The organism is Polaromonas sp. UC242_47, from assembly GCF_044452385.1.
In the GTDB taxonomy this organism is placed as follows: Bacteria; Pseudomonadota; Gammaproteobacteria; order Burkholderiales; family Burkholderiaceae_C; genus Polaromonas.
In genome coordinates this window covers 1409437-1431758 of record NZ_JBIOAO010000001.1, presented here as the reverse complement: position 1 = coordinate 1431758, position 22322 = coordinate 1409437, and the positions used below count along the sequence as shown (strand labels likewise).

General features: G+C 61.8%; 23 protein-coding genes and 1 pseudogene. 12 read left to right on the top strand and 12 right to left on the bottom strand.

Annotation, left to right across the window (positions count from 1 at the left end):
• Nucleotides 1-44 precede the first annotated feature (44 nt).
• The 4 genes and pseudogenes from ACHMXK_RS07060 to ACHMXK_RS07045 all read right to left on the bottom strand — a co-directional run bounded on the left by ACHMXK_RS07060 (nt 45) and on the right by ACHMXK_RS07045 (nt 3858).
• Nucleotides 45-1042 (bottom strand): annotated as a pseudogene (locus ACHMXK_RS07060) (2Fe-2S iron-sulfur cluster-binding protein).
• Nucleotides 1043-1076: 34 nt separating this feature from the next.
• Nucleotides 1077-1556 (bottom strand): heme-binding protein, encoded by a 480-nt coding sequence (locus ACHMXK_RS07055; RefSeq protein WP_397438915.1) that lies wholly within the window; start codon nt 1554-1556, stop codon nt 1077-1079.
• A 30-nt stretch (nt 1557-1586) separates the two neighbouring features.
• Nucleotides 1587-3044, bottom strand: a complete 1458-nt coding sequence (locus ACHMXK_RS07050; RefSeq protein ID WP_397438913.1) for an aldehyde dehydrogenase family protein — start codon at nt 3042-3044, stop codon at nt 1587-1589.
• 97 nt (nt 3045-3141) lie between these two features.
• Entirely contained in the window at nt 3142-3858 is a 717-nt protein-coding gene (locus ACHMXK_RS07045) for a TenA family transcriptional regulator (RefSeq protein WP_397438911.1), read from the bottom strand.
• Nucleotides 3859-4124: 266 nt separating this feature from the next.
• Between ACHMXK_RS07045 and ACHMXK_RS07040 the strand changes: the two genes are divergently transcribed.
• The 5 genes from ACHMXK_RS07040 to ACHMXK_RS07020 are packed head-to-tail and all read left to right on the top strand — an operon-like array spanning nt 4125 to nt 6789.
• A complete protein-coding gene (locus tag ACHMXK_RS07040) occupies nt 4125-4415 on the top strand; it encodes a 2Fe-2S iron-sulfur cluster-binding protein (RefSeq protein ID WP_397438909.1) in 291 nt (96 codons plus the stop codon).
• A 47-nt stretch (nt 4416-4462) separates the two neighbouring features.
• Nucleotides 4463-4795, top strand: coding sequence for a ferredoxin (locus tag ACHMXK_RS07035; RefSeq protein WP_397438907.1), 333 nt, complete (start codon nt 4463-4465; stop codon nt 4793-4795).
• Nucleotides 4792-5082, top strand: coding sequence for a 2Fe-2S iron-sulfur cluster-binding protein (locus ACHMXK_RS07030; protein ID WP_397438905.1), 291 nt, complete (start codon nt 4792-4794; stop codon nt 5080-5082). The genes ACHMXK_RS07035 and ACHMXK_RS07030 overlap by 4 nt, the downstream gene beginning before the upstream one ends.
• A complete protein-coding gene (locus tag ACHMXK_RS07025) occupies nt 5079-5834 on the top strand; it encodes a sulfite exporter TauE/SafE family protein (RefSeq protein ID WP_397438903.1) in 756 nt (251 codons plus the stop codon). The genes ACHMXK_RS07030 and ACHMXK_RS07025 overlap by 4 nt, the downstream gene beginning before the upstream one ends.
• A gap of 37 nt (nt 5835-5871) precedes the next feature.
• On the top strand, nt 5872-6789 hold the full coding sequence (locus tag ACHMXK_RS07020; protein ID WP_397438901.1) for an ornithine cyclodeaminase family protein: 918 nt from the start codon (nt 5872-5874) through the stop codon (nt 6787-6789).
• Between the two features lie 20 nt (nt 6790-6809).
• On the opposite strand, the gene ACHMXK_RS07015 is transcribed toward ACHMXK_RS07020, so the two are convergent.
• The 3 genes from ACHMXK_RS07015 to ACHMXK_RS07005 form a co-directional block, all read right to left on the bottom strand.
• The gene (locus tag ACHMXK_RS07015) at nt 6810-7466 is read right to left on the bottom strand and encodes a GntR family transcriptional regulator (RefSeq protein WP_397438898.1); all 657 of its coding nucleotides are present in this window, start codon (nt 7464-7466) and stop codon (nt 6810-6812) included.
• A 376-nt stretch (nt 7467-7842) separates the two neighbouring features.
• Nucleotides 7843-8052: a glutathione S-transferase family protein gene (locus tag ACHMXK_RS07010; RefSeq protein ID WP_397438896.1), complete on the bottom strand. Its 210-nt coding sequence runs from the start codon at nt 8050-8052 to the stop codon at nt 7843-7845.
• A gap of 125 nt (nt 8053-8177) precedes the next feature.
• Complete coding sequence (locus ACHMXK_RS07005) at nt 8178-9650, bottom strand: gamma-glutamyltransferase family protein (RefSeq protein ID WP_397438894.1); 1473 nt, start codon at nt 9648-9650, stop codon at nt 8178-8180.
• Between the two features lie 612 nt (nt 9651-10262).
• Between ACHMXK_RS07005 and ACHMXK_RS07000 the strand changes: the two genes are divergently transcribed.
• Complete coding sequence (locus tag ACHMXK_RS07000; RefSeq protein ID WP_397438892.1) at nt 10263-11792, top strand: hypothetical protein; 1530 nt, start codon at nt 10263-10265, stop codon at nt 11790-11792.
• Between the two features lie 82 nt (nt 11793-11874).
• A complete protein-coding gene (locus tag ACHMXK_RS06995; RefSeq protein ID WP_397438890.1) occupies nt 11875-12654 on the top strand; it encodes an SDR family oxidoreductase in 780 nt (259 codons plus the stop codon).
• Here ACHMXK_RS06995 and ACHMXK_RS06990 read toward each other — a convergent pair.
• The 5 genes from ACHMXK_RS06990 to ACHMXK_RS06970 all read right to left on the bottom strand — a co-directional run bounded on the left by ACHMXK_RS06990 (nt 12648) and on the right by ACHMXK_RS06970 (nt 17558).
• Entirely contained in the window at nt 12648-13334 is a 687-nt protein-coding gene (locus tag ACHMXK_RS06990) for a cysteine hydrolase family protein (protein WP_397438888.1), read from the bottom strand. The genes ACHMXK_RS06995 and ACHMXK_RS06990 overlap by 7 nt on opposite strands.
• A 28-nt stretch (nt 13335-13362) precedes the next feature.
• The gene (locus ACHMXK_RS06985; RefSeq protein ID WP_397438886.1) at nt 13363-13977 is read right to left on the bottom strand and encodes an ABC transporter permease; all 615 of its coding nucleotides are present in this window, start codon (nt 13975-13977) and stop codon (nt 13363-13365) included.
• A gap of 469 nt (nt 13978-14446) precedes the next feature.
• Nucleotides 14447-15406: a Bug family tripartite tricarboxylate transporter substrate binding protein gene (locus tag ACHMXK_RS06980; RefSeq protein ID WP_397438884.1), complete on the bottom strand. Its 960-nt coding sequence runs from the start codon at nt 15404-15406 to the stop codon at nt 14447-14449.
• Between the two features lie 290 nt (nt 15407-15696).
• Nucleotides 15697-16530 carry an ABC transporter ATP-binding protein gene (locus ACHMXK_RS06975; protein WP_397438882.1) on the bottom strand — a complete coding sequence of 278 codons (834 nt, stop codon included), beginning with the start codon at nt 16528-16530 and terminating at the stop codon, nt 15697-15699.
• The gene (locus ACHMXK_RS06970; protein WP_397442461.1) at nt 16530-17558 is read right to left on the bottom strand and encodes an ABC transporter substrate-binding protein; all 1029 of its coding nucleotides are present in this window, start codon (nt 17556-17558) and stop codon (nt 16530-16532) included. Before ACHMXK_RS06970 ends, ACHMXK_RS06975 begins: the two co-directional genes overlap by 1 nt.
• Before the next feature lie 524 nt (nt 17559-18082).
• On the opposite strand from ACHMXK_RS06970, the gene ACHMXK_RS06965 reads away from it, so the two are divergent.
• From ACHMXK_RS06965 to ACHMXK_RS06945, 5 genes are all read left to right on the top strand, one after another.
• Complete coding sequence (locus tag ACHMXK_RS06965) at nt 18083-18910, top strand: IclR family transcriptional regulator (protein WP_397438880.1); 828 nt, start codon at nt 18083-18085, stop codon at nt 18908-18910.
• Nucleotides 18907-19614 (top strand): dipeptidase PepE, encoded by a 708-nt coding sequence (gene pepE / locus ACHMXK_RS06960; protein WP_397438878.1) that lies wholly within the window; start codon nt 18907-18909, stop codon nt 19612-19614. Before ACHMXK_RS06965 ends, pepE begins: the two co-directional genes overlap by 4 nt.
• On the top strand, nt 19611-20540 hold the full coding sequence (locus tag ACHMXK_RS06955; protein WP_397438876.1) for a DUF1177 domain-containing protein: 930 nt from the start codon (nt 19611-19613) through the stop codon (nt 20538-20540). Before pepE ends, ACHMXK_RS06955 begins: the two co-directional genes overlap by 4 nt.
• Nucleotides 20537-21232, top strand: a complete 696-nt coding sequence (locus tag ACHMXK_RS06950; protein ID WP_397438874.1) for an AroM family protein — start codon at nt 20537-20539, stop codon at nt 21230-21232. Before ACHMXK_RS06955 ends, ACHMXK_RS06950 begins: the two co-directional genes overlap by 4 nt.
• A gap of 77 nt (nt 21233-21309) precedes the next feature.
• A complete protein-coding gene (locus ACHMXK_RS06945) occupies nt 21310-22299 on the top strand; it encodes a Bug family tripartite tricarboxylate transporter substrate binding protein (RefSeq protein WP_397438872.1) in 990 nt (329 codons plus the stop codon).
• Nucleotides 22300-22322 lie beyond the last annotated feature (23 nt).

Genomic DNA, 22322 nt, shown 5'->3' with positions numbered 1-22322 from the left:
GAGGAAAGCGCACTCGTTTCCAGCTTGTGGGATGCCTGTTTTTCTCAAGCTGCCTGGAACACGAAGCTGTCAGCGTAGATGTGGTCCATGCTCGCCCCACGACTGGAAAATGCGACTTTGGCGTCGGCAATCATGATAGGAGAGCCACACAGATAAATGGCGTGCTCCGACAGGTCGCTTAGATCCTCCAACACGGCATCCTGCACGTAACCACGGCGGCCGCTCCAACTGCTACTGGCGCGCGAGAGCACTGGCACGTACTGGAACTCATAAAGTCGATCGGCCCATGTCTGGATCTCGTCATGCAGGTACAGGTCTGCCTCGGTCCTCATTCCCCAGTAGAGGCTCACCGGTGGGCAGTCCTCGTCATTCATCAAGGCTTCGAGCATGCTCTTGATCGGTGCGAGGCCCGTGCCGGTGGCAACCATCACCAACGGACGATAGTCCTCGGCGTGGAAGCAGAAGTTACCCAGGGGCATTTCCACCTCCAGCGTCTGGCCTTCGCGCAGCGACGAGAGGTGTTTCTCGGTGAAGATACCCCGGGTATGCGGCGCACATGGAAGTCCACCGTGTCGCCACGCGGTCTGGACGCCATCGAAAAGCTGCGGTGGCGACCATCGCCCAGCTGCACATTCATGTATTGACCCGGGCGGTACACCAGGTTCGCATCTTCGGGCAGACGCAAGCGCAAGTGGGTCACGTCGGGGGTCAGCGGGTTCACCCCGTCCACCGTCACGTTCAGGCGGGTGGCGCTGATGCCCGCCAGCGGCGACGCGACGCTGATCACCAGATTGCTGCTGGGCCGCGCCTGACAGGCCAGCGCGTAGCCGGCTTCAGCTTCTTCGGCACTCAGGCCCATGGGTAATTCGTCTTCGTAGCCCACGGCACCTTCCACCAACTTGATACGGCAGGTGCCACAGCCGCCAAACTGGCACTCGTGCGGCAGGTCGATCTGACAACGCTGGGCGGCCGCCAGAACGGCCTCGCCCGCTTCAACCTCAAAGGACTGGCCCGTCTCAAGCCAGACAACGCGGTGCTTCATGCTTGCCTCCGTGAATCAAGTTGCCGCCTGAGCATCACTTCTTGATATCGGCCTGGACCACGACCTCATGGCCGCTGACGGCCAGCGCGTCCTTCAGCGCCTGCAGGGCGGCCAGACCACACGCGGTGTCCTGCTCGCCATTGCCGCCGCTCAGGCCCACACCGCCCACCACCTCGCCGTTGACAACGATGGGGAATCCGCCGACGAAGACGGCAAACTTGCCTTCAAAGCTCCACTGGATGCCGAAGGCCTCGTTGCCCGGCAGTGCCGGACCGTTGGGCGCGGTATTGAACAGATGCGTCGAACGCTTGTGGCCCGCGGCGGTAAAGGCCTTGTTCCAGGCGATCTGCGGGCCGGTCACGCGACCACCGTCCATACGTTCCATCACCAGCGGAAAGCCGCCTTCGTCGGTGATGCAGACAGTCTCCAGGACGGCGATGTCCTGGGCCTTGGCAAGCGCGGCGCGGGCCATCAGGCGAGCTTCTTCGAGTTGTAGTTTGAGTGCTGATTTCATGAAAATTCCTAAGATTTGTAGCGGTGCGCCTTAAGCGGCGCGGTAGACGATCTTGGTCTGGGTGAAGAACTCCATACCGACCCTGCCTGACTCGCGGAAGGTTGAGGTACTGGAGTTCTTCACGCCACCAAAGGGCGCGTTGACCAGGTTGCCCGTGGTGGTGCGGTTGATCTTCACGGTGCCTGACTGGATGTCCTGCGCGAAGGCGTGCATGTACTTCGGGTTGCGCGTGGCGATGGCGGCCGAGAGGCCGTACTCCGTGTCGTTGGCTTTGGTGATGGCGTCGGAGAAACCGCTGGCCTCGATGATCGCCAATACTGGGCCAAAGATCTCCTCGCGGGCGATGCGCATGGACTGCTTCACATCGTCAAACACGGCAGGCGAGACGTAATAACCGTGTTCGTAGAGGCCCTCGGTGAGGCGTTCACCCCCACACAGCAAGGTGGCCTCCTTCTTGCCGATCTCCAGATACGACAGCACCGTCTCCAACTGCTTGGCCGTGGCCAGCGGCCCCAGGTCCATGCCCGGCGTCAGGCCTGGGCCAATCTTGAGCTGCTTCACACGCTCAAGCAGCTTGGCCGTGAAGGCCGCCTTAACCGCACTGACCACGATGATTCGGCTGGTACCTGTGCAGGCCTGGCCGGTGAGTGAGAAGCCGCCCTTGATGGCCAGGTCCACCGCCTGGTCCAGGTCGGCATCTTCCATCACGATCAGCGGGTTCTTGCCCCCGAGCTCCATCTGCAGGCGCGTGGTCAGGTGTACCGTGCGCTGAATGTGCATGCCTGCCTGCGTCGATCCCGTGAATGAAATCGCGCAGATCGCGCGCGACGTGGTGATGATCGGGCCCACATCGCCGGCGCGCCCGGTGATAAGGTTCAGTACACCCTTGGGCAGGCCGGCCTGCACCAGCGCCTCGGTCAGGCGTAGACCGCTGAGCGGCGCGTCCGATGACGGCTTGAAGACGACCGTGTTGCCCGTTACCAGGGCTGGGGCGATCTTGCGGGCCGGAATCGAGGCGGGGAAGTTCCATGGCGAAATCACTGTGACAACACCCAAGGGCTCGCGCTGGCTGTAGACCAGCATGTCCGGGTCGTCCTGAGGGAATGTCTCGCCACCAAATGTCTGGCTCTCCATCGCGTAGAAGCGGAATGTTTGGGCCGCGCGCAGAAACTCGTCTCGCCCCAGGGCTTGGGATTTCCCCTCCTCGCGGGTGAGCTCTTCGCCGAAGCGATCAGCATTGGCTTCAAGGTAATCGGCCGCCTTGTTCAAGATCTTCGCGCGCTGACTGATTGGCATCTTGCGCCAGCCGTCAAAAGCAGCCGTAGCAGCACTCACGGCCGCCTCGGCATCGGCTGAGGCCGACGCCTGGAAGCGGCCCACGTTTTCCCGCGTGTCGGCCGGATTGATGTTGTCGAACGTACGCCCGCTTAGGCTGCGGACCCATTCGCCGTTGATGTGGTTGAAGAACTCTTCGACAGGCTTGGACATGGTTCTGGGCGGGGCAAGGACCCCGGATAGATGGTGGAGAAAAGATACATGGGCGCCGGGAGCAGGCTGCCAGTTGGCGGCCGGCTCCCGGCTGCACTCATGTGGCCAGGGCGAGTTCGGGGGCGACGTAGTCGTGATAAAGAGCGGTGGTATAGAGCAAGCGCATCTGAGCACCAACCTCGCAGATCTTGATGCAACGCTGCTGGAGCGCCACCGTGGTGGCGTGCTCGAGCACGATCTGATAACCGCGCTCCCCGTGAATCTCGTCAGAAACGATGTGCAGGTCGAAGAACTCGACCTCTTCGTCAGTAAAACCGTATGAATCACGCAGCGTGGGCGTCTGTTTGCGGTAGATCGAAGGTACCTGAGACTCCAGGCCCACAACCAGGCCGGCAACGGCCACCACCGGGTCTTCGCGCATGGCCACGGCATAACACCAGCTTTGCAGGGCGCGCGTGGTGGGGGACATATTGTCTTGGTCGACCACGCGCTCACGCGTGGTGCCGCAGGCCTCGGCAAAGCGGATCAGCAGGTCAGTGTGGCGATCTCCGCCTATCTCTTCCTCGTACATGTTGGCCAGCAGGAAGTCCTTGGCGTCGGTCATGTGGTCAGGGGTGCGGGCATAAATGTAGGCGAGGTAGTCAGCAAAGGGGCCGACGTAGTGATAGTGGTTCTCGGCCCAGCGCGCGAGGTGTTCGCGGCTGAGGCTGCCCTCAGCCCAGGCCAGGCTGAAGGGAGACTTGTTGGCGCTCTTGCCCTTGATGGCGTTCTCCAGGGCAGTGCGCAATTCGTCGCGGTTCATGAGGGTCGGCATGGTTCTCTCCTAGAAAGGTATGGAAAAAGATGTTGGGCGCTTCAGGTCGTAGCTTTCAGGCCATTAAAAGTATTCAATATACAAAAAATCATAGAAAATCATGAAAAACAAGCTCAATCAGAACTCGCAAGGTGATTTGGATGCTGACCTGCAGCAAATAACCCGGCTAAATTCAATCAGAAAGCCCAATATGGCTCACTGATTTGTATACTGTATACTGCAATTAAGCCAATTGCAACAGGCCAAACCCAACAGCGAGATGTCACATGCCTTTTGTCACTCTTCACAAGCACGGTCAGACCTTCCTGGATGAGGTCAAGCCGAACACCAACCTCGTGGTGCGCGCTGGTATCAAGCAGTTTCCCTACCCCAACCTCCAGTACGAGTGCGGCATGGGCAAGTGCGCCAAGTGCGCCACAAGAGTCATACGGGGCGCCGAGCACCTGCCGCCGCCCAACTGGAAAGAGAAAAAACAGCTGGGAGAGCGCCTGAACGAGGGTTACCGGCTGGCCTGTCAGCTCTGGGTGGAGCACGACATCGAGCTGGCACAGGACTAAGCCCCCCCCCCTCCCATCCGTTTCATCAACACTGGAGCCGAACCACCATGTATGTGATCCTGACGAGCAAACCCGGTCAATTCAGGACAGAGGTGGGCGCCAGCCTGCGCCCCGTCGAAGCCTACGACTATGTGTTCTACGGCCGGCTGCGTGCCCGCTTCCTGATTGCCGAATTGACGGGCGAAACCCGGGTTCGACTGATCGACGAAACCGAGCCGGTCACGGTCAATGACGTGCCCTCCAAGTTTCTGGAGAAGTTCGAGAACATCGAAGGCGCACGGCGCGAACTGCAGTACCTGTGCGCCTTCGGCGACATGGACACAGTCCTTATCCCGCGCGACGCGGCATCTTTCAACCTCCCAACGCCAGCCGCAGCATGATCAACGTCACCTTCATCACCAACGACAACAAGCAGGTCGAAGCACCGGAAAACAGCAACCTGCTGCGCGTGTCCCTGCGCGAAAAGGCCGGAATTCCATTCAAATGTGGCGGCGGCCTGTGCGGCACCTGCAAATGCCTCATTGAACGCGGTCTTGAGCACACGGACGAGGTCAAAGCCAAAGAGCGCAAGCACCTGAACGAAGCGCAACTCGCCGAGGGTTACCGCATGGCGTGCCAGACTTTCCTGCGCGGCGACGTGGCTGTGTCCTGGTCGACCGCGTCATGACAGGCAGTGAAGCCGACCTGCTGCTGGGCCTGAACTGGAGTACCTACCTGGGCATGGGCGCCATGGTACTGGTCGGAGCCTGCCTGCAAGGCGTCAGCGGCCTTGGATTTGCCATGTTCTGTGCGCCCATCGCAGCGCTGCTCTTTCCCGAACTCGTGCCCGGGCCCTTGCTTGTACTGAGCTGCCCGCTGGCACTCATGAGCAGCCTGCGGGAGTTCCACGCCATCGAGTGGCGCACAGCGGGGCAAGCGATTGCGGGGCGGGTGCTGGGCACCGGCCTGGCCGCTGCCTGCATGGCCTTGCTGTCAGTGCAAACCCTGTCGCTGTTGTTCGCGGCACTGATCCTGACAGGCGTGGTCCTCAGCCTCAAAGGCTGGCAGGTGGCACACAGCGGGCGCAACACCACCCTGGCGGGTCTGGCATCAGGCCTGATGGGCACCATAACCTCGGCCGGTGCGCCGCCGTTTGCCATTGCCATGCAACACCTGCCAGCAGATCGGCTGCGCGGCACGTTGGGCGCGGTGTTCTTCATAGGCGCGGCGTTGTCTTTGGCGGCTCTGACTCTGGTCGGGCGAATGGACGCCGACAAGATCTGGCTGAGTTTGCTGCTCATGCCGTGGATGGTGACCGGCTTCATGCTCTCCGGCCGCTTCAAATTTCTCATGCGCCAGCAGTCGCTGCGGCCCATGCTGCTCGGCCTGGCCGCCTTCGGCGCGCTGGGCATCCTGGTGCAGACGCTGACTCGTCTTTGATGCCCCCTCCTCATCCCTCTCACCTGAATTCCTCACCATGCAACACATTACCGACGACATGATCAATGAGGCCGTGAGCCCTCAGGACGCGCAGCAGGTGCTGCTCGACGCCTTCCGCAGCTTTGGCAGCGGTCGCGCCGCGATGCAGGAGCGCATCCGGACTGAGGCTGAAGGCGTGAAGCTCTCCACCCTCGGCGCCGTCATACCGGAACAAAAGGTGGCAGGCGCCAAGATCTACACCACCATCAAGGGGCAATTCACCTTTGTCATCGTGCTGTTTTCCACTGATGATGGCAGGGCGCTTGCGTCATTTGACGCCGGGGCCATCACCCGCCTGCGCACCGCCGCCTGCAGCCTGATCGCGGCACGCCATCTGGCGCGCCCGCAGGCGCAACAGTTGGCGCTGTTCGGGGCAGGCGTGCAAGGACGTGCACACGCCATTCAGATGGCCCAGGCCTTCAAGCTCCAGGAAATCCGGGTCTGCGATCCTTATGCAGCACCGGACCTGGTCATCGACCTGCAACGACAGTGCGGCACGCCGGTCAGGCTGTGCGAGGCTGGCGAAACCGTGGCAGACGCAGACATCGTGGTCACGGCCTCGCGCTCCACCACACCACTGTTCTCGGGCGATCAGTTGAAGCCGGGTTGCTTTGTGGCAGCCATTGGTTCCAGCCTGCCACACACCCGTGAGCTGGACGACCGTGCCTTGGAACGCGCCTCGTGCATTGCGGTGGAATGGATTCCTCAGACCCTACGTGAAGCCGGCGATCTGGTGCTGGCGCGGCCCGGGTTGGTGTCGCCCGACAAGCTGGTGGAACTGGGTGCGCTAGTAACCGGTGCGGCACCCGGTCGCCAAAATGATGAGGAAATCACGCTCTACAAATCGGTGGGCGTGGGCCTGGAAGACATTGCCCTGGCCGGCCTGGCCTGGCAGCGTATCCAATCGGGGGCCTGAACCGCAGGCCCCGGAGCGACTCAGGGCTCCATCTGCGCCGCGTTGTACACGTGACGCATCGCCAGCAGCGAGGCCAACTCGGCATCGCCTTTAATCACAGCACGCAGGATGGCTGCGTGCTCCTCCCAGTTCTGAGGGCCACGGGAGCGGTTGATGGGCGCGAACAGCAGCGCGGTACGATCGCGCAGCGAATGCATGATGTCCTGCAGAATCGAGTTGGCCGCGATACTGCCCAAGGCGTCGTGAAAACGTTGGTTCATTTTCAGCATGACCGCATCATCCCCACCGGTGTTAGACGCCCGCGTCCCTTCTTCCAGGATACGTTCCATCTCCGCGATCTGCTGGTCGTCGTGCCGCTGCGCCGCCAGCTTGGCATTTAGGCCCTCCAGCGTGGCCCGCACCTCCACCAACTCGCGCATCTGCTGCGGGCTGAAGCTCGTCACCGAAGCGCCACGCCGCGGCTCGATGGTCACCAACCCTTCAGCAGCCAGTTGCCGCAAGGCCTCGCGTACCGGCATACGCGACACCCCCAACTCCTCCGAAAGCTTACCCTCCACCAGCCGTTCGCCAGGCGGCATGTCGCCTGAGAGGATGCGCTCACGCAGCGCGCTCACGACCAGATCGGTCAGCGGCGAGTGGCTAACCCCCACGTTTGGGGCCTTGATGTGTTGATCCATGGATGCTCTGTTTATATCGGGTTCGGAGGGCCGCCAAAAAGCGGTAGTGACTGATTTTATTTCTTTATCAGGATACAGAATGCCGTTTGAATCAAACAACCTTACGAAAATCTTCCCGCCAGTGCCTGTACTGTCAAGCAAAAGCAGTGTCGCACGCCTCTCCGCCTACTTGGTCTCGGGCGATTCCCGGGTGGTTACGCCGCTGACCTGCTGGGAATTGGCGATGCCATGATCTACCTGTCCTTGCCAACCTGGCTGTTCGTGGCGCAGGAACTCACTTCGAACACCCTACTCCACCCAACGCCAAACTATCTCGAGACAGAAAGCTGGTGTGGAAAAACCACTGGCGGGCCAGCAACTCAACTTCTGCGGCCGTCTACAGCCTCCATTGCAGCAGTTGCAATTGAGCGCCAGTACTTCCGGGCCACAAGCCACCGCGGGGACGGTTACGCGCCCGATGCCAGGTGATGGCCAGAGATTCAAACAAAAGCAAACCGTCGCCATCAATCGCCGGCACGGCGCCATTCGGGTTAAGCGCGAGATAGTCCGGCGTCTTCAGCATCTCGTTTTCGTAGTGCACCGGCATGCGCTCGCAGAAATATCCAGTTCTGCGGCAACCCACAACGGTCGAATGGCGCGTGATGTTGCCACGCCGCATACCTTGAACGTGATGAGTAAAAGCTCTTTCGAGGGATGTTGTATGGGATCGACTCAGACCGCCAGAGCCATGCCATCCTTGCGCCTGTCCGAGCCGCCGATCAGCCGCCCCCTTGCATCGCGCAGCACGACCTGGGCTCCGCCAAAATCGCTACGCCCACCGAGTTCGCCCAGTTCTTGCGGCTCGTGGTAGCCTGCAGCCCGCAGCGCATTGGCGACCTGGGGCGACGTGCCCGCTTCCAGCGCAAGCGCCCGAGCAGATTCCAAACGCCAGCGCGGCGCGTCGATGGCGGCCTGCAAGGGTTGATTCCAGGCGGCCAGGCGGGTGATGAGCTGCACATGGCCCTGCGGCTGCATAGCGCCGCCGACCACGCCGAGGCCGGCGTAGAACGCCCCCTCTTTCAGAACGGCCGCGGGCACCACCGTGTGATACGGACGTTTGCCGGGGCCGGGGCCATTGATGTGACCGGGCTGTGAGAAGCCAAAACCCCGGTTCTGCAACACAAAACCGCATCCAGGCGCCACGATTCCCGAGCCAAAGCGCTTGAAGATACTACTCATCAGCGTCACGGCCAGACCGCTGTCATCCACCACCACGGTGCACACCGTGTTGCCAGACGGGTCAGCCACCGTTTCCTTGGCATGCTGCATTGCGCGCTCCATGTGCTCCACCATGCTGACCGTGGTGGCGGGATCGGCAGGATCCAGCGACAAGGCATCCAGCGCCGCAAGCGCGTGCAGCACAGCCACGCCGTGAGTATTGGGCGGGCATTCCAGCACAGTCAGGCCGCGAAAACAGGCACTGGCGGGGGCCGCGAAGTGGCCGCTGTGCCGCGCGAAGTCCTGAGCAGTCAACGCGCCGCCGCGATGCTGCACAGCGCGCTCAGCGGCGGCGGCGGAAGCACCAAGGTAAAAAGCGTCGGGACCTTCGTTCGCAATCGCTTCCAGCACTGCCGCCAGCTCCGGGTTGGCAAACGTATCACCGGCCCCGGGCAACGCATCGGCCCGGTACAGCGCGGCGCTGACTGGGTCCAGACGCAGAACGGGCTCAAACAGCGCCCATTCACGCGCCGCCACGGGAGCGACAGGAAAGCCCTGGCGCGCGGTCCGGATGGCGGCTTGAAACAGGCGCGGCCAAGGCATGCGGCCGAAGCGGCTGTGCAGGTCGTACCAGCCACGCACCACGCCGGGCACTGTGACTGAAAGCCCGTGCCGCTCTGGAATCCTGTGGCCAGGCAGGCTATTGAGCCCATCCATGGAAAAATGGGCCGGCGCGCGACCAGTGCCGTTGTAACTGACGGGGTCGACGCCAGGAGGAACGACCATTGCCAGCACGTCGCCACCGATTCCAGTGGCCATCGGCTCAACCACACCCAACACGGCGTCTGCCGCGATAGCGGCGTCAATCGCACTGCCGCCTTCGCGCAGCATCTGGGCGGCCGCTTGAGCTGCCAGCGGGTGGCCGGTGGCCACCATATGACGCTCGCCTACCACGCCCCAGGGCTCGTCTCGGGAAATCAGATTCATTGGGTGTCTTCCTTTGTACGGGACAGCGTCAGCACGATCCAGCCGGCCACCATTAAGTGAAGTAGCTACTCGGCACGACGCGATAAGATCTTTGCATACACGTCAGATTGTATAAAGTATCCCACAATCATCAGCCAAACATCAACACCCCGGTCGAGCAGGGCTGACAGGACGATCTCCCAATGGCATACCCACCGCCGACCATGCCGTACAGGCAGGGGCGGCTGGCTTAACAGACGCGTTGCGCCACCTACACGCGGCAGTACCACTCGGACGCCCATGCAACTCATCGATGCAATCGGTCATGATGCACAAAAACGGTATACAAGCCATCAAATAACTTTCAAAAAGTAGCCGGAAAATGTGTCGACCTCTGAAAATGCCAGAAAAAAATTGACAAAAAAGCAGGGTAACTCCCAACTTTTTAAATTTAGTATTCTGTATACGATTCATTGCAGCGAGCCAAATCGATGTTCTGCAGTCAGTTACCGCCACGGTGCCTCTGGCTACAGGATCCCGGAGCGGCTGCCTTGCCCCACTACGTGAAGTACCGGTCGTGTCGCAATCAAGTCCCGACCCTGGGTCGGGTGTTCAACCCAACAAGACATCTCTATGGAATCAACCGTCACCCTCACCGCGGCGCACTGGACCTACCTGATCGGAGTGGTCTTCATCATCGTGACCATGATGTTCAGGGCCAACGTGCTGGTCCCCTCCATCGTCGCCACATTCCTGGTTGTGCTGGCTTGGACGGGCAACCCCCTGGACGCCGTGGGCAGCATCTTTGGCGCCAGTTTTGTGGCCGCCAAGGAGCTGTTTAACATCTTCCTGGTCATTGCCCTGATGACCGCCTTGCTCAACGCCCTCAAAGCACTCAAGTCGGACATCCTGATGGTCAAGCCCTTTCGGGTCTTGATGAAAAACGGCGCAACGTCCTACCTTATCCTCGCCGCCATCACCTACATGATCTCGCTGTTCTTCTGGCCCACGCCAGCGGTGCCGCTGGTGTGTGCAGTGCTGCTGCCCGCCGCCATCGCGGCCGGCCTGCCACCATTGGTGGGTGCTGCCACCATCGCCATCGCAGGCCAAGGCATGGCACTGTCTTCGGACTACGTGATCGGCGTGGCCCCCGGCATCAGTGCCAAAGCAGCCGGTGCGGTTGCAGCGGTGATCGCAGACCGGGCGCTCGTGTTGTCCTGGATCACGGGCCTGGTGGCCCTGACCCTCGTGTTCGTCTTCCATCGCAAGTCGTTCAAAGCAGCCAGTCCGCAGTTGCTCGCCAACTGGCAGACACTGGGCCAGCAAAGCAGTTCGGAATACGAAACCGAAGGCTCTGCGCACAAGCTCGAGATTGCCAAAGGCACCAGCCGCGAAGAACCGCCAGTGACAACGCAGGACCTGCGCCGTGAGATCGCCAGCGTGGACCAGAGTCGCCAAACGTGGTTCAAGGTATTCGCCATCGTCACGCCGCTGGTGTTCGCTGTCATCATCACCATCATGGCGCTGCCCAAGCTCGGCGTGCCCTTGCAGGACCTGAAGGGTGGCGCCGGGGCTTCGCTGGTCGGCGGTGCCGCCGCAATGCTGATGCTTTTCGCCACCCTAGCCTTTCATGGTCCCAAGGCCATGCTGGAAGAAAGTGCCAACCACATCACCGAAGGGTTTGTGTTCGCTTTCCGTGCCATGGGTTCGGTGCTGCCAATCGCCGGCTTCTTCTTCCTCGGTAATAGCGAAACAGCCTCCGCCATCTTGGGCATGGCTGCGGACAAAACGCCCAGCCTGCTGTTCGACCTGGTGAGCGGTGCCCAGGACTGGCTCCCGCACAGCAAGATGTTCGTGGCCTACGGCCTGCTGATCGTCGGCATGATCACTGGTGTTGACGGCTCGGGTTTCTCCGGCCTGCCACTCACCGGTGCACTGGCAGGCGCTATGGCCCCGGTCTCTGGCATGAGCTCGGCCACGCTGGCGGCCGTGGGGCAAATGGGTGCCATCTGGACCGGTGGCGGCACCCTGATCGCATGGTCGTCCCTGATCGCGGTCGCCGGTTTTGCCCGCGTTTCGGTCCTCGACCTGGTGCGTGTGCTGACCCCGCCGGTCCTTATCGGTTTGACTGTATCCACAGCAGTGGCCGTTGCGCTCTTCTGATTCCCCGATTGTTTGGATTACCGACCAGTTCGCGTGCGCGTAACACTTTAGCGGGCGCAGTTTTTTCACTCAGGATACATCGATGGATCTTGGTATTACCGGCAAGACGGCGCTGGTGTTTGGCGGTAGCAAGGGCATGGGGCGCGCATGTGCCCGCCACTTGGCCGAGGCCGGTGTGCAGGTTTGCATTGCGGCCCGCAGCGAGGCGCCGCTTGCGCAGACGGCGGCGGAGTTGAGCCGATTTGGACCCCACATAGTGCGCTACGTGGTGGCGGACATCACGACCGAGACGGGACGTAACACAGCCCTGGCGGCCTGCCCCACCCCCGACATCCTGGTGAACAACGCCGACGGATTCCCGCCCGGTGATTTCCGCCACTGGACGCCTTCGGACTGGCACAGCGCGCTGGACGCGATGATGCTCGGACCGATCGAGATGATCCGCCGCACAGTTGATCCCATGATAGAGCGCGGTTTCGGGCGTGTTGTCAACATCGTGTCGCGCAGCGTGAAGTCACCGCAGGCGGAACTGGGACTGTCCAACGGTGCGCGCTCCGGCCTGGTCGGCTTTGTCGCGGGCCTGGCGCGCCAGACCGTGCGCCACAACGTCACGATCAACAACCTGCTGCCAGGAGTGTTCGCCACGGACGCGCAGCGTCGGCATGTCGAGCACCTGGCGCAGGAATCCGGTCGCCCGTTCGAGGATCTCTGGCGCGAGCGTGGGGAGAACAACCCCGCAGGCCGTTTCGGTCAGCCCGACGAGGTCGGTGCTCTGTGCGCCTTCGTCGCGTCGATCCATGCCGGCTACATCACCGGCCAGAGCCTCCTGGTCGATGGTGGCGCCTACCCGGGCACCTACTGAGGGCGTTCTCCGGCGGAGCGCAGGCACTTGATCACTTCGCACGTTGGCAAAACGTCGCCGAAGAAGAGCATCCAGTTGTACAGGCTCTGGGTGTGTTCTTCGGGGGTCACAGCCGACAGGGCATCCGCCACCATGATGGTCGCGTAATCCATCATCATCGCGTCGCGCGCCGTGGATTCGCAACAGACATTGGTCACGGTACCGCCGACAAGAACGGTGGTGACACCTCGCTCTTTCAGGACCTCGTCGAGGCGGGATGAACCCGGTGTCAAGGCGCTGTAGCAACGCTTGACGACCCGAAGGTCATCGGGCGATGGATGGAGCCCCGGGGCGATCTCAAAGCCAGGATGCTTGCTGCCAAGTTCCCGCAGGCGCCGCGCGCTACGCTCCGGTGTGAGCATCTTGGCGTGGTGGTGGGACCAGAACTGATCCGCGCCGTCCGAGCTCGTCTGCACCCAGATCACATGCCCCCCGATGGATCGCACCCTATCGGCCAGCCGATTGACCGCGTCGAAGGTCGCGCGCGCCGGAGCACACTCGCCGAGGTAGCCGGGCTGCGTGTAGTAGTTCTGCAGGTCAATGATGACAAAAGCCGTCTTGTTGGCTTCCAGCGTTGGATAGGGGTGCAGGCAGCCTTGTCGGGCGATGACGCGGTCAACGACCCATTGCGGAAACTCCATGTATGTCCTTGTGTATGTGGGAGGCGATTCAACCGTAGCGCCTGGCCGTGGCGGCCTCGAGGCGGGCAATGACCAGGTACATGAGACCCGAAAGCGCGGCCAGCACCGTGATCGCAGTCATGACGATATTGAGCTTGAACACCTGGCTGCCATTGACGATCAGGAAACCTAACCCCGAACTGGCTGACTGAAACTCTCCAACGATCACGCCCACCAAGGCCAAGCCGATGTTCATTTTGAGAGCGGCAATAAGCGTCGGCACGCTTCCGGGAAGCACGACCATCGCAAGCACTTGGGCACGGCTCGCGCCCAGAATGCGGGCCAGCTTGATCTTGTTGGGGTCGATGGACTGGAAACCGTCGTACACGACCATAATGGTCACGAATACGGCAATCGCCACCGCCATGCCATACACGGAGTACTCAGAGCCAAGCCAGATGTAGAAGATCGGCACGAAAGCAATCTTGGGCAGCGCATTGGCCACAACAAGGAAAGGATCCAGCACCTTGTAGGCGAAGCCGGACCACCACAATCCGGCGGCCACGGCGATGCCAATGGTCATGCTCAAGACGAAACCGACCAGGGTGGCCTGGAATGTGGCCCAGGTATGGCGCAGCAGATCACCGTTGCGCAGCAAGTCCAAAAAGGTGGGCCATAGTGCACTGGGTAGCTCGTCAGCATGGGGTTGACGATGTGGGACTTCGCGAGGAACTCCCACAGCCCCAAGAAAACGCTCAACAGCATGATGCGGGATGCAAGAATCCAGCGCTTCCTGCTTGTTTCCTTGGCCAGCCACGCACGATAGCCGGGGCTGGGCACCTTGGCTGTTGAGCTGCACAGGGGGGCACCGGTCGCATGTGCGCGTTCAGCAGCAGCGTTGCGCGGACTGGCCATTCCTGACAGAAGTCCGGCACTTTTCTCCTTGATCGCGCTCTCTATCCCGGCGTGTAGTGCGTCTCGATTCAATAGCTCAGTCATTGGTGATTCCTATGGACAGACATTCAAGAGAAAGATGCGTTGGGGCATGGTCGGCGTGTCCCCAAATGTGACGTTTGTATATGTAATACAGCATCCCAACCACGCTCGTTTCAGCCCGACCACCGTGCGCAGGCTCAATCCATCGTGATCTTGGCCTTGACGATCAGATCCGCCCATTGCTTGCGCGCATCCTGCAACCACGTTGCAGACTGCTGCTGCGACAGGTTCGTCGCCGTGTAATCAGCCAGGCGATTCAATTCTCGGATTTCAGGACTGTTCATGGCAAGCGCCACCTCCCGAGCGAGCAGTTGAACGATCTCGTCCGGCGTTCCTGCCGGTGCCATGAAGGCATAGGCGAAGCTGGCATTGAAGCCCGGGTAGCCTGATTCGGCCACCGTTGGCAGATCGGGGGCAGCCGGGGAACGCTGGCCACCGGACACCGCCAGTGCCCGCAATTTTCCGGCCTTCGCCTGCGGAAGGATTCCGCTGCCAACGGCGAACACGGAATCCACCTGCCCCCCCATCACGTCGATAACCGACGCGCCAGTCCCCTTGTACGGAATGTGGGTCATTTCAATCCCTGCGGCAGCCATGAAGGCGGCCATCGTCAGATGGCTCGGCGAACCATTGCCACCGGTTGCGTAGGTCATCTTGAGGGTCTTGGCCTGCTTGACGAATTCCGCCAGCGAGTGGGCCTTGCTGCTTGGATTGACGGCAAGCGCCTGGCTGTAAGTCACCGGCACAGCGATCGGCACGAAATCTTTCACTGGGTCAAAGGGCATTTTCTTGTAGAGCGCCGGATTGACAGTAAAGGTGGTGTCGAGAGCGAACAGCAAGGTGTAGCCATCTGCGCGTGATTTCGCGACCATGTCCGCGCCGAGATTGCCTCCCGCACCGGGCTTGTTGTCGATGACGAACGGTTGCTTCAGTCGCGTCTGGACGTGCGCGAGCACGGCGCGAGCGAACGCATCCAGGGGACCCGGAACAGTTGTGACGACCACGCGAACGGCCTTGTCCGGATAGCCATCGGCCAGTGCAATGCTGGCGCTGAAAAATAGCGCCGCGACGACTGTCAGTTTCTGGAAGATTTTCATTTTGATGCTCTTCGAAAATATGCGGCCCTTACACAGGCCGCGGGTTGGGATAGGCTCAGGTGGGCCAGATAGGCCAGCCCGCACTGCGCAGTCCAGACGCGTCTGTGACACGTTGCCGCACAGCAGCGAGATCGGGGACGGTGAACCGCCACATAGGGGATCACGCCAAACGTGGAATCAAGCACCTGAAAGCGCCCCCAGCGTCATGTTTTTTGGTTTCCCGGTCTGACCGGTCGTCGTAAGCTTGACGCTCGTTGACGGCCGTACTTTTGCGGTGTTTGTCATGGCGATCAGCCCTCCACGTGCACGTCCAACTCGTCCCACAAGGTACTGAAAAAACTATTGAATTCCGGCAAGGTGCGGACCTCAAAGGGACTGGGGTGCCCGACGCCGTGGCTTGGGAAGCGCATCAGATGCTGGGACTTGATGCGGCCCGGCCGCCGGGAAAGAACAACCACGCGATCGGCCATCGCGATCGCTTCCCCTATATCGTGCGTGACCAGCACGACCGACTTGCCTTCGCTGCGCAGCACGTCCACCACTTCGTCGGCGATGGCAAGGCGCGTTTGTGAGTCAAGCGCGCTGAAGGGCTCGTCGAGGAGCACCACATCCGGCTCCGTCACAAGTGTGCGGGCCAGAGCGACCCGCTGGCGCATGCCGCCGGAGAGTTGACGCGGATAGTGGTGCAGGAAGTCCCCCATGCCGCACTTGTGAAGCAGGTCCGCCGCGCGCTCACGTGCCTGCTTCATGTCGCGCCGCTGGATCTGCGCACCAAGAACGGCGTTATCCAGGATGGTGCGCCATTCGTAGAGGTAGTCCTGCTGCAGCATGTAGCCAATGCGTTGCGAGGGACCCGTAACGGGCTTGCCGTCGACGAGCACGCTGCCCGAAGAAGGCTCGAGAATGCCCGCGATGATCGACAGCAAAGTGCTCTTGCCGCAGCCGGATTGGCCGATGAGGCTGACGAACTCCCCTGCGGCGACCTCCAGGGATATCCTGTCGAGCGCTTGTGTTTCCCCTTCATGGGTGAAGTAGCGCAGCGAGACATCGCGAATTTGGATGCGTGGGTGCACCGCGGACAAGGCCGCCTCGGCCGGGGCACTGTTGACGAGACTCGTTTGCATCACTTGGCTGTTGCCGCGAAGTCATTGATGACAATTTGCTCGTACTTGACGCGTTTGCCCTGATCCAGGACACCGCTGGCTACCAACATATCCTGCAGTGACTCGATCGCAAAGCGTTCGACCGTGGGATTGGTCTTCCAAAGCCCGATGCCCCGATATCGATCCACGGCGCTGACCAACTCTGCCTGTTTCACGCCCGGAAAATACTCGGAGATGTGCTTGGCCAGGTCCGCGGCAGGAGCCGAGGCGACGTACTTCTGCGCGCGTACCACCGCATTCGTCCACGCCTGGGCCACACCTGGGCTACGCTTGAGGAAAGCGTCGGTCGCCGTGAACACCGTGTAATCCACCGCCCCCACTTCCCGACCAACGGACGCTACGACGCGGCCTTGCCCTGACTGCTCGATAATCGTGGCCTCTGGCTCCAGGAAGATACCGAAATCGGCCTGCCCCGACATCCAGGCCCCGGTGCGTGCCGCCGGACCGATGTTGTTGACCAGCTTCAAGTCGCGCTTTGGGTCCAGGCCGTGCTTGCGCATGGCCGCTTCCAGAAATACATCGGGATTGGAACCCGGGCGAAAAGCCATGACGGTCTTGCCTTTGAGCATGGCCCATTCGAATTTTTCCACGGGTTTGCGCGTCATCAGCAGGAAGCCGTCGGTTGCCGTGAGGCCGGAAAATATCTTGGGTTTGACCGGCGACTCGCTGTTAGCCACGTAAATGGTGGCCTCTGGCCCGATCAAAACGATGTCGGCACTGCCCGACAACAGCGCGGCCATACCCTTGTCGGTTCCCTGCGAGGTCTTGAGGCCAACGTCCAGGCCAACCTCCTTGAAATAACCCTGGTTCAGTGCCACGTAGACCGGCAGGTACAACACCGAGCGCACCACCTCTTCGTAACGGACCTTGGTCCGCGCCGGCTCAACCGTTGCCGTCTGCGCCAAGGCCGGCCCCGTAGCAACCATGGTGGCGCCCGCTACCATCAAGACACGCACGACACACCGAATGAAAAATGAAAACTGGGACATCTCACTTGCTCCTAAGCTGCTGATTTTCAGTGTCAAAAACACGACGTTCAGTTCATGCGCCAACGCTGACCGCCTTGTCGCCAAAACCGCATCACGCAAGCCCATGAAGTCGACGGCACCGGCTCCCGTCTGGCATCACACGTCGCAATCGCGCCTAGTGTGTGGATCTATTTTGGGCAAGAATGTGAAGCGAGCTTATTCGGTATACTGTATCCTGCAACTAGGGAATACCCACCTACAGCCCGAACGGCGCTGACAACCCTCGCGCACCTTCCCATGAGACGGTCTCAGGTTGGCTCAGCTCTTTAGCGCCTTTTTGATGGCCAACAGCGCGTCTCCGGGAGACTGCAGGTCAGGCTGAGACGGCATTCAACACCAAGCTCATTGCCGAGGTCGCGCCCACCAAGTCACAGGCACGACGCCAACCCAGCGCCCCCAGGTTTTGACTTTTGTTTGACAACACAAATAGTCATCCATAAAATATCGATAATCTCGAACTATAGTTCCATTTTTTCGAACTAACTATGAGCATTCTCGAAAACGTTCAAAGAACACTGCAGCTCTATGCCGGCGGCATCACGGATCTCAGCTTCACCGAGGCCGCCGCCCATTTGTCGCTGCCCAAGAGCTCGGCATCACACCTGCTCAATCAAATGGTCCGCTATGGCCTGCTCGACCAACACCCGGTCACCCGGCGATACCGGGCGGGCGCATTGCTCGGGCAGGCGGCCCAAGCCGCGTATGCCGCCACACCGCTGGACGTCGCGTGCCGCGAAGTGCTTGAACGCCTGTCGGAGCACAGCGGCCTGACCGCCTATCTGTCAACACTGGTCGATGCGGAGACGGTTGTGCTGCAGCGCCTGAACGGCTCCTTCCCCGTCCAAGTGCTGTCGTCGCCCGGGTCGCGCCGTGCCGCAGCGGGAACGGCCATGGGACGGGCTTTGTTGTCGCGCCTCAGTCCGGCCGAATTCGAGACCCTCTACGGTCGGGACCCTGCCGCCAACCTGCCCGCCTCCAGCCAAGCCGGACTGCGGACGGTTGCCGATCTGGCGCAGTGCGTGGCGCAAGCGACCCTTGACCGGCATGCGCTCGTGATCGACGGGGCCATGCCCGGCATCGGCGCCGTGGCAGCGGCGGTGCGCAACCCGCAAGACGGTGAGCTAAGAGGCCTGTGCATTTCGTTTGTTTCAAGTCTGCAAGCCGGCTCAGGCAAAGTCGACGCCTTGCGCCACCTCGTCCTGGACGAGGTCAGCGCCCTGGGTCGGCGTCTTAACGACGGGTTCTGGTTATCTGACGCATCGGATTCGCCCCACATGGCCGGACATGGCCGCATCACCCCTGGACTCTCATGAACCTTCTGCTCCTGAGCAATTCCAGCAGCGAGGCTGGTTATCTCACCTACGCCCTGCCCTATATCGACGCCTGGGCCGCCAGCCAGCGCGGTGATGGCGAGGCCGTGTTCATCCCGTTCGCAGGCGTCACGCGCAGCTGGGATGATTACGAGGCGCTGGTGGCACAGGCGCTGCAGCCGCTTGGGCTGCGTGTCAGATCGCTGCACCGCGAACCGGACCCCGTGGAGGCCGCCAACAAGGCGCAGCTGTTCATCGTGGGCGGCGGCAACACGTTTGCGCTGCTGCGGCACATGCGGCAGCGCCAATTGCTGGGCGCCGTGGCCGCGCGCATGCGCTCGGACGCTGCCGCCTATCTCGGATGGAGTGCCGGAGCGAACCTCGCTTGTCCCACGGTCTGCACCACCAACGACATGCCTATTGTCGACCCCGAGGGCCTCGATGCCCTGGGCCTGGTGCCATTCCAGATCAATCCGCATTACACCGAGGCGCATCCCCCCGGTCACCGGGGCGAAACGCGCATGCAGCGTCTGCGCGAGTTTTGCACGCTGCACCCGGACGTCCCCGTGCTGGCGCTGCCCGAAGGAACAGGCTTGCACGTGCAAGGCACGGCCCACACGCTGCTCGGCGATTCGCCGGCGCGCCTGTTCGTGGGACAGGAAACACCCCGCCCTCTGCAACCCGGCCCTCTGGAGCACTTCCTATGAAACACATCTCTGACATCATCGAATTGTTGTCCTCTGCGCATGTCACGGGGGAAGCGGTCGCGCAATACTTGCGTGACATCGGCGACTGCCATGTCAAGGTCACCCGACTCGAACGCGGCGAGGCCGCCACCGACTTCCTGTCCATCGAAGTGCCGGGGCTTGATCCGACCGCGCCAAGGCTGGGCATTGTCGGCCGCCTGGGTGGCATCGGTGCGCGGCCCACCATGCTCGGCCTGGTCTCGGACAGCGACGGCGCCATCGTGGCTCTGGGCGCTGCCGCCAAGTTGCTGGACATGGCCCGGCGTGGCGATACGCTGCCGGGCAGCGTGCATATCCACACCCACATTTGCCCGCGTGCGAGCACACGCCCGCATCACCCGGTCCCCATGATGCGCTCGCCATTTCCCATGCAAGAGATGATGTCCCATGAAGTCGATCCACGCATGGACGCCATCCTGTCGGTGGACACGACGCGTGGCAACCGGCTCGTCAATCACCGTGGCGTGGCGCTGACACCCGTGGCCAAGCAAGGCTGGCTGCTGCCGATTCCCGAGATGCTTCTCGACGTGATGAGTTGGGTCAGCGGCGAACTCCCGGTGACCTTGCCGCTGACCACGCAGGACATCACGCCGTACGAAAACGGCTTGCCGCATGTGAATTCGATCATGCAGCCCGCCATCGCGACCGACGCCCCCGTGGTCGGCGTGGCCTTGACAGCACAGTCCACGGTGCCCGGCTGCGCCACCGGGGTGACCAACGCGTGGGATGCCGACGTGGCCATGCGTTTCTGCATCGAAGTGGCCAAGCTGTTCGGCCAACGCACGCTTCATTTCGTGAACGAAGAACATTGGGCTGAACTGCAGGCACGTTACGGGTCGCTGGCGCATCTGCAGACGGTCGGCAACAGCCGGGCAGGTCAGGCATGAGAACCACAAGCCAAGGCCATCGCCGTATCGCCTTCTTCACGATTGGCGAATCGCCTCGTTCCGATGTCGTGCCGGAAATGGCGCGCCACCTGGGGCAACACGTGCAGATCGACGAGTATGGCGCGCTCGACACCCTCGACGCGGCAGCGCGCCAGGCGCTCTCTCCGCGCGCCGGCGCTCATCGCTTCGCCACCCGCCTGCGCGATGGCGGATCGATCGAGCTGGACAAGGAGAGCACGGAGGCGCGACTGGCACACATCATGCGCGAAGCCGACACACAAGGGTACGACCTGCTCGTGCCGCTATGCACCGGCACGGCCATCCCTGCGCTGCAGACCCTGGTCATCGAGCCGCAGCAGGTGGTCGACCAGACCATGGCCGCCCTCGCCCACCACTGTCGGCGCATTGGCGTCATGGTGCCTTTGGCAGCGCAACTGGAGACTTTCCATCTGGCGCAGACACTGCCATGCGAGCTGCGGCTGGCCCATGCCTCGCCCTATGAGTCGAACCCCTCACGCGCCGCCGAGGCGCTCGCCCGGGCGGGCCGCGAACTGGCCGACTGCGACCTGATCGTGATGCACTGCATGGGTTACGCACAAGCCATGCGGGACGCCGTTGCCGACGCCTCTGCACGCCCCGTCCTGCTCTCCAACCGAATCGTTGCGCACACCCTGGCGCAATTGCTCGAATAAGCCAGGAACCGATTCATTTCCACGTGGAGTCGAGGAGACTCTCCCATCATTTCCCATCTAGTGAAGGAACCATCCCCATGTCAGTTCGTCGCCTAATCCTATGCAGCGCCAGCACGCTCGTCGTCGCCACCGCCCTGACCCTGCCGATCGTTCACGCCCAGCCGGCCTGGAAGCCTGACAAACCCATCAAGATGCTGGTCGGCTTCGCACCGGGTGGCTCAGCAGACACGCTGGCACGCCTGGTGGCCGAACCTCTGAGCCAGAAACTGGGCCAGCCCATCATTGTGGAAAACGTGGCCGGCGCCGGGGGCAACATCATGGCCGCTCGCCTGGCCAACGCGCCAGCCGACGGCTACACCATCGGCATCGGTGCCGCAGGCGCCATGGCGATCACGTTCGAGTTGAATCCGAAAGGCACCAGCTACAAGCCGGAAAGCTTCACACCCGTCACGCTGCTGGCCACCCAGCCCAACGTCGTGCTGATCAACAATGCCGTGCCCGCCAACACGCTGGCAGAGCTCAAGGCCTACATTGCCAAAACGCCGTCAGCCAGCTACGGCATCGCCGGCGTTGGCATTTCTAACCATCTGATCGCCGAGGCGATGCTGCATCGCCTGGGCGTGAAGATGGAAGCCGCACCCTACAAGGGCGCTGCGCCGGTCATCACGGACCTCCTGGGCGGGCATATCGCAATGACGGTGGACAACATCACCACCGCCGCTCAATTGGTCAAGGAGGGCAAGGCCAAGACCGTGGGTGTCACCACGGCCAAGCGCGCACCGCAACTGCCGGATGTGCCCACCTTGCAGGAGCAGGGCCTGACCGGTTTCGACATGCCCACGTGGCAAGGCTTGTTCGCGCCGGCGGGCCTGCCGCCGCAGGTTCTGTCGACCTACTACGACGCCTTGCAGGAGATTGTCCAGCAAGCCTCGGTGCGTGAAAAAATGGCCCGCCTCGGATCGCAACCCATCGTTGGCATGAAGCCCGCGCAGTTCTCCACCTATTTGGAGAACGACCGCAAGCAATGGGCTGCAACGATCAAGGCCGCCAACATCAAGCCGCAATAATCAGACGCAGGCGGAAGCCCGGG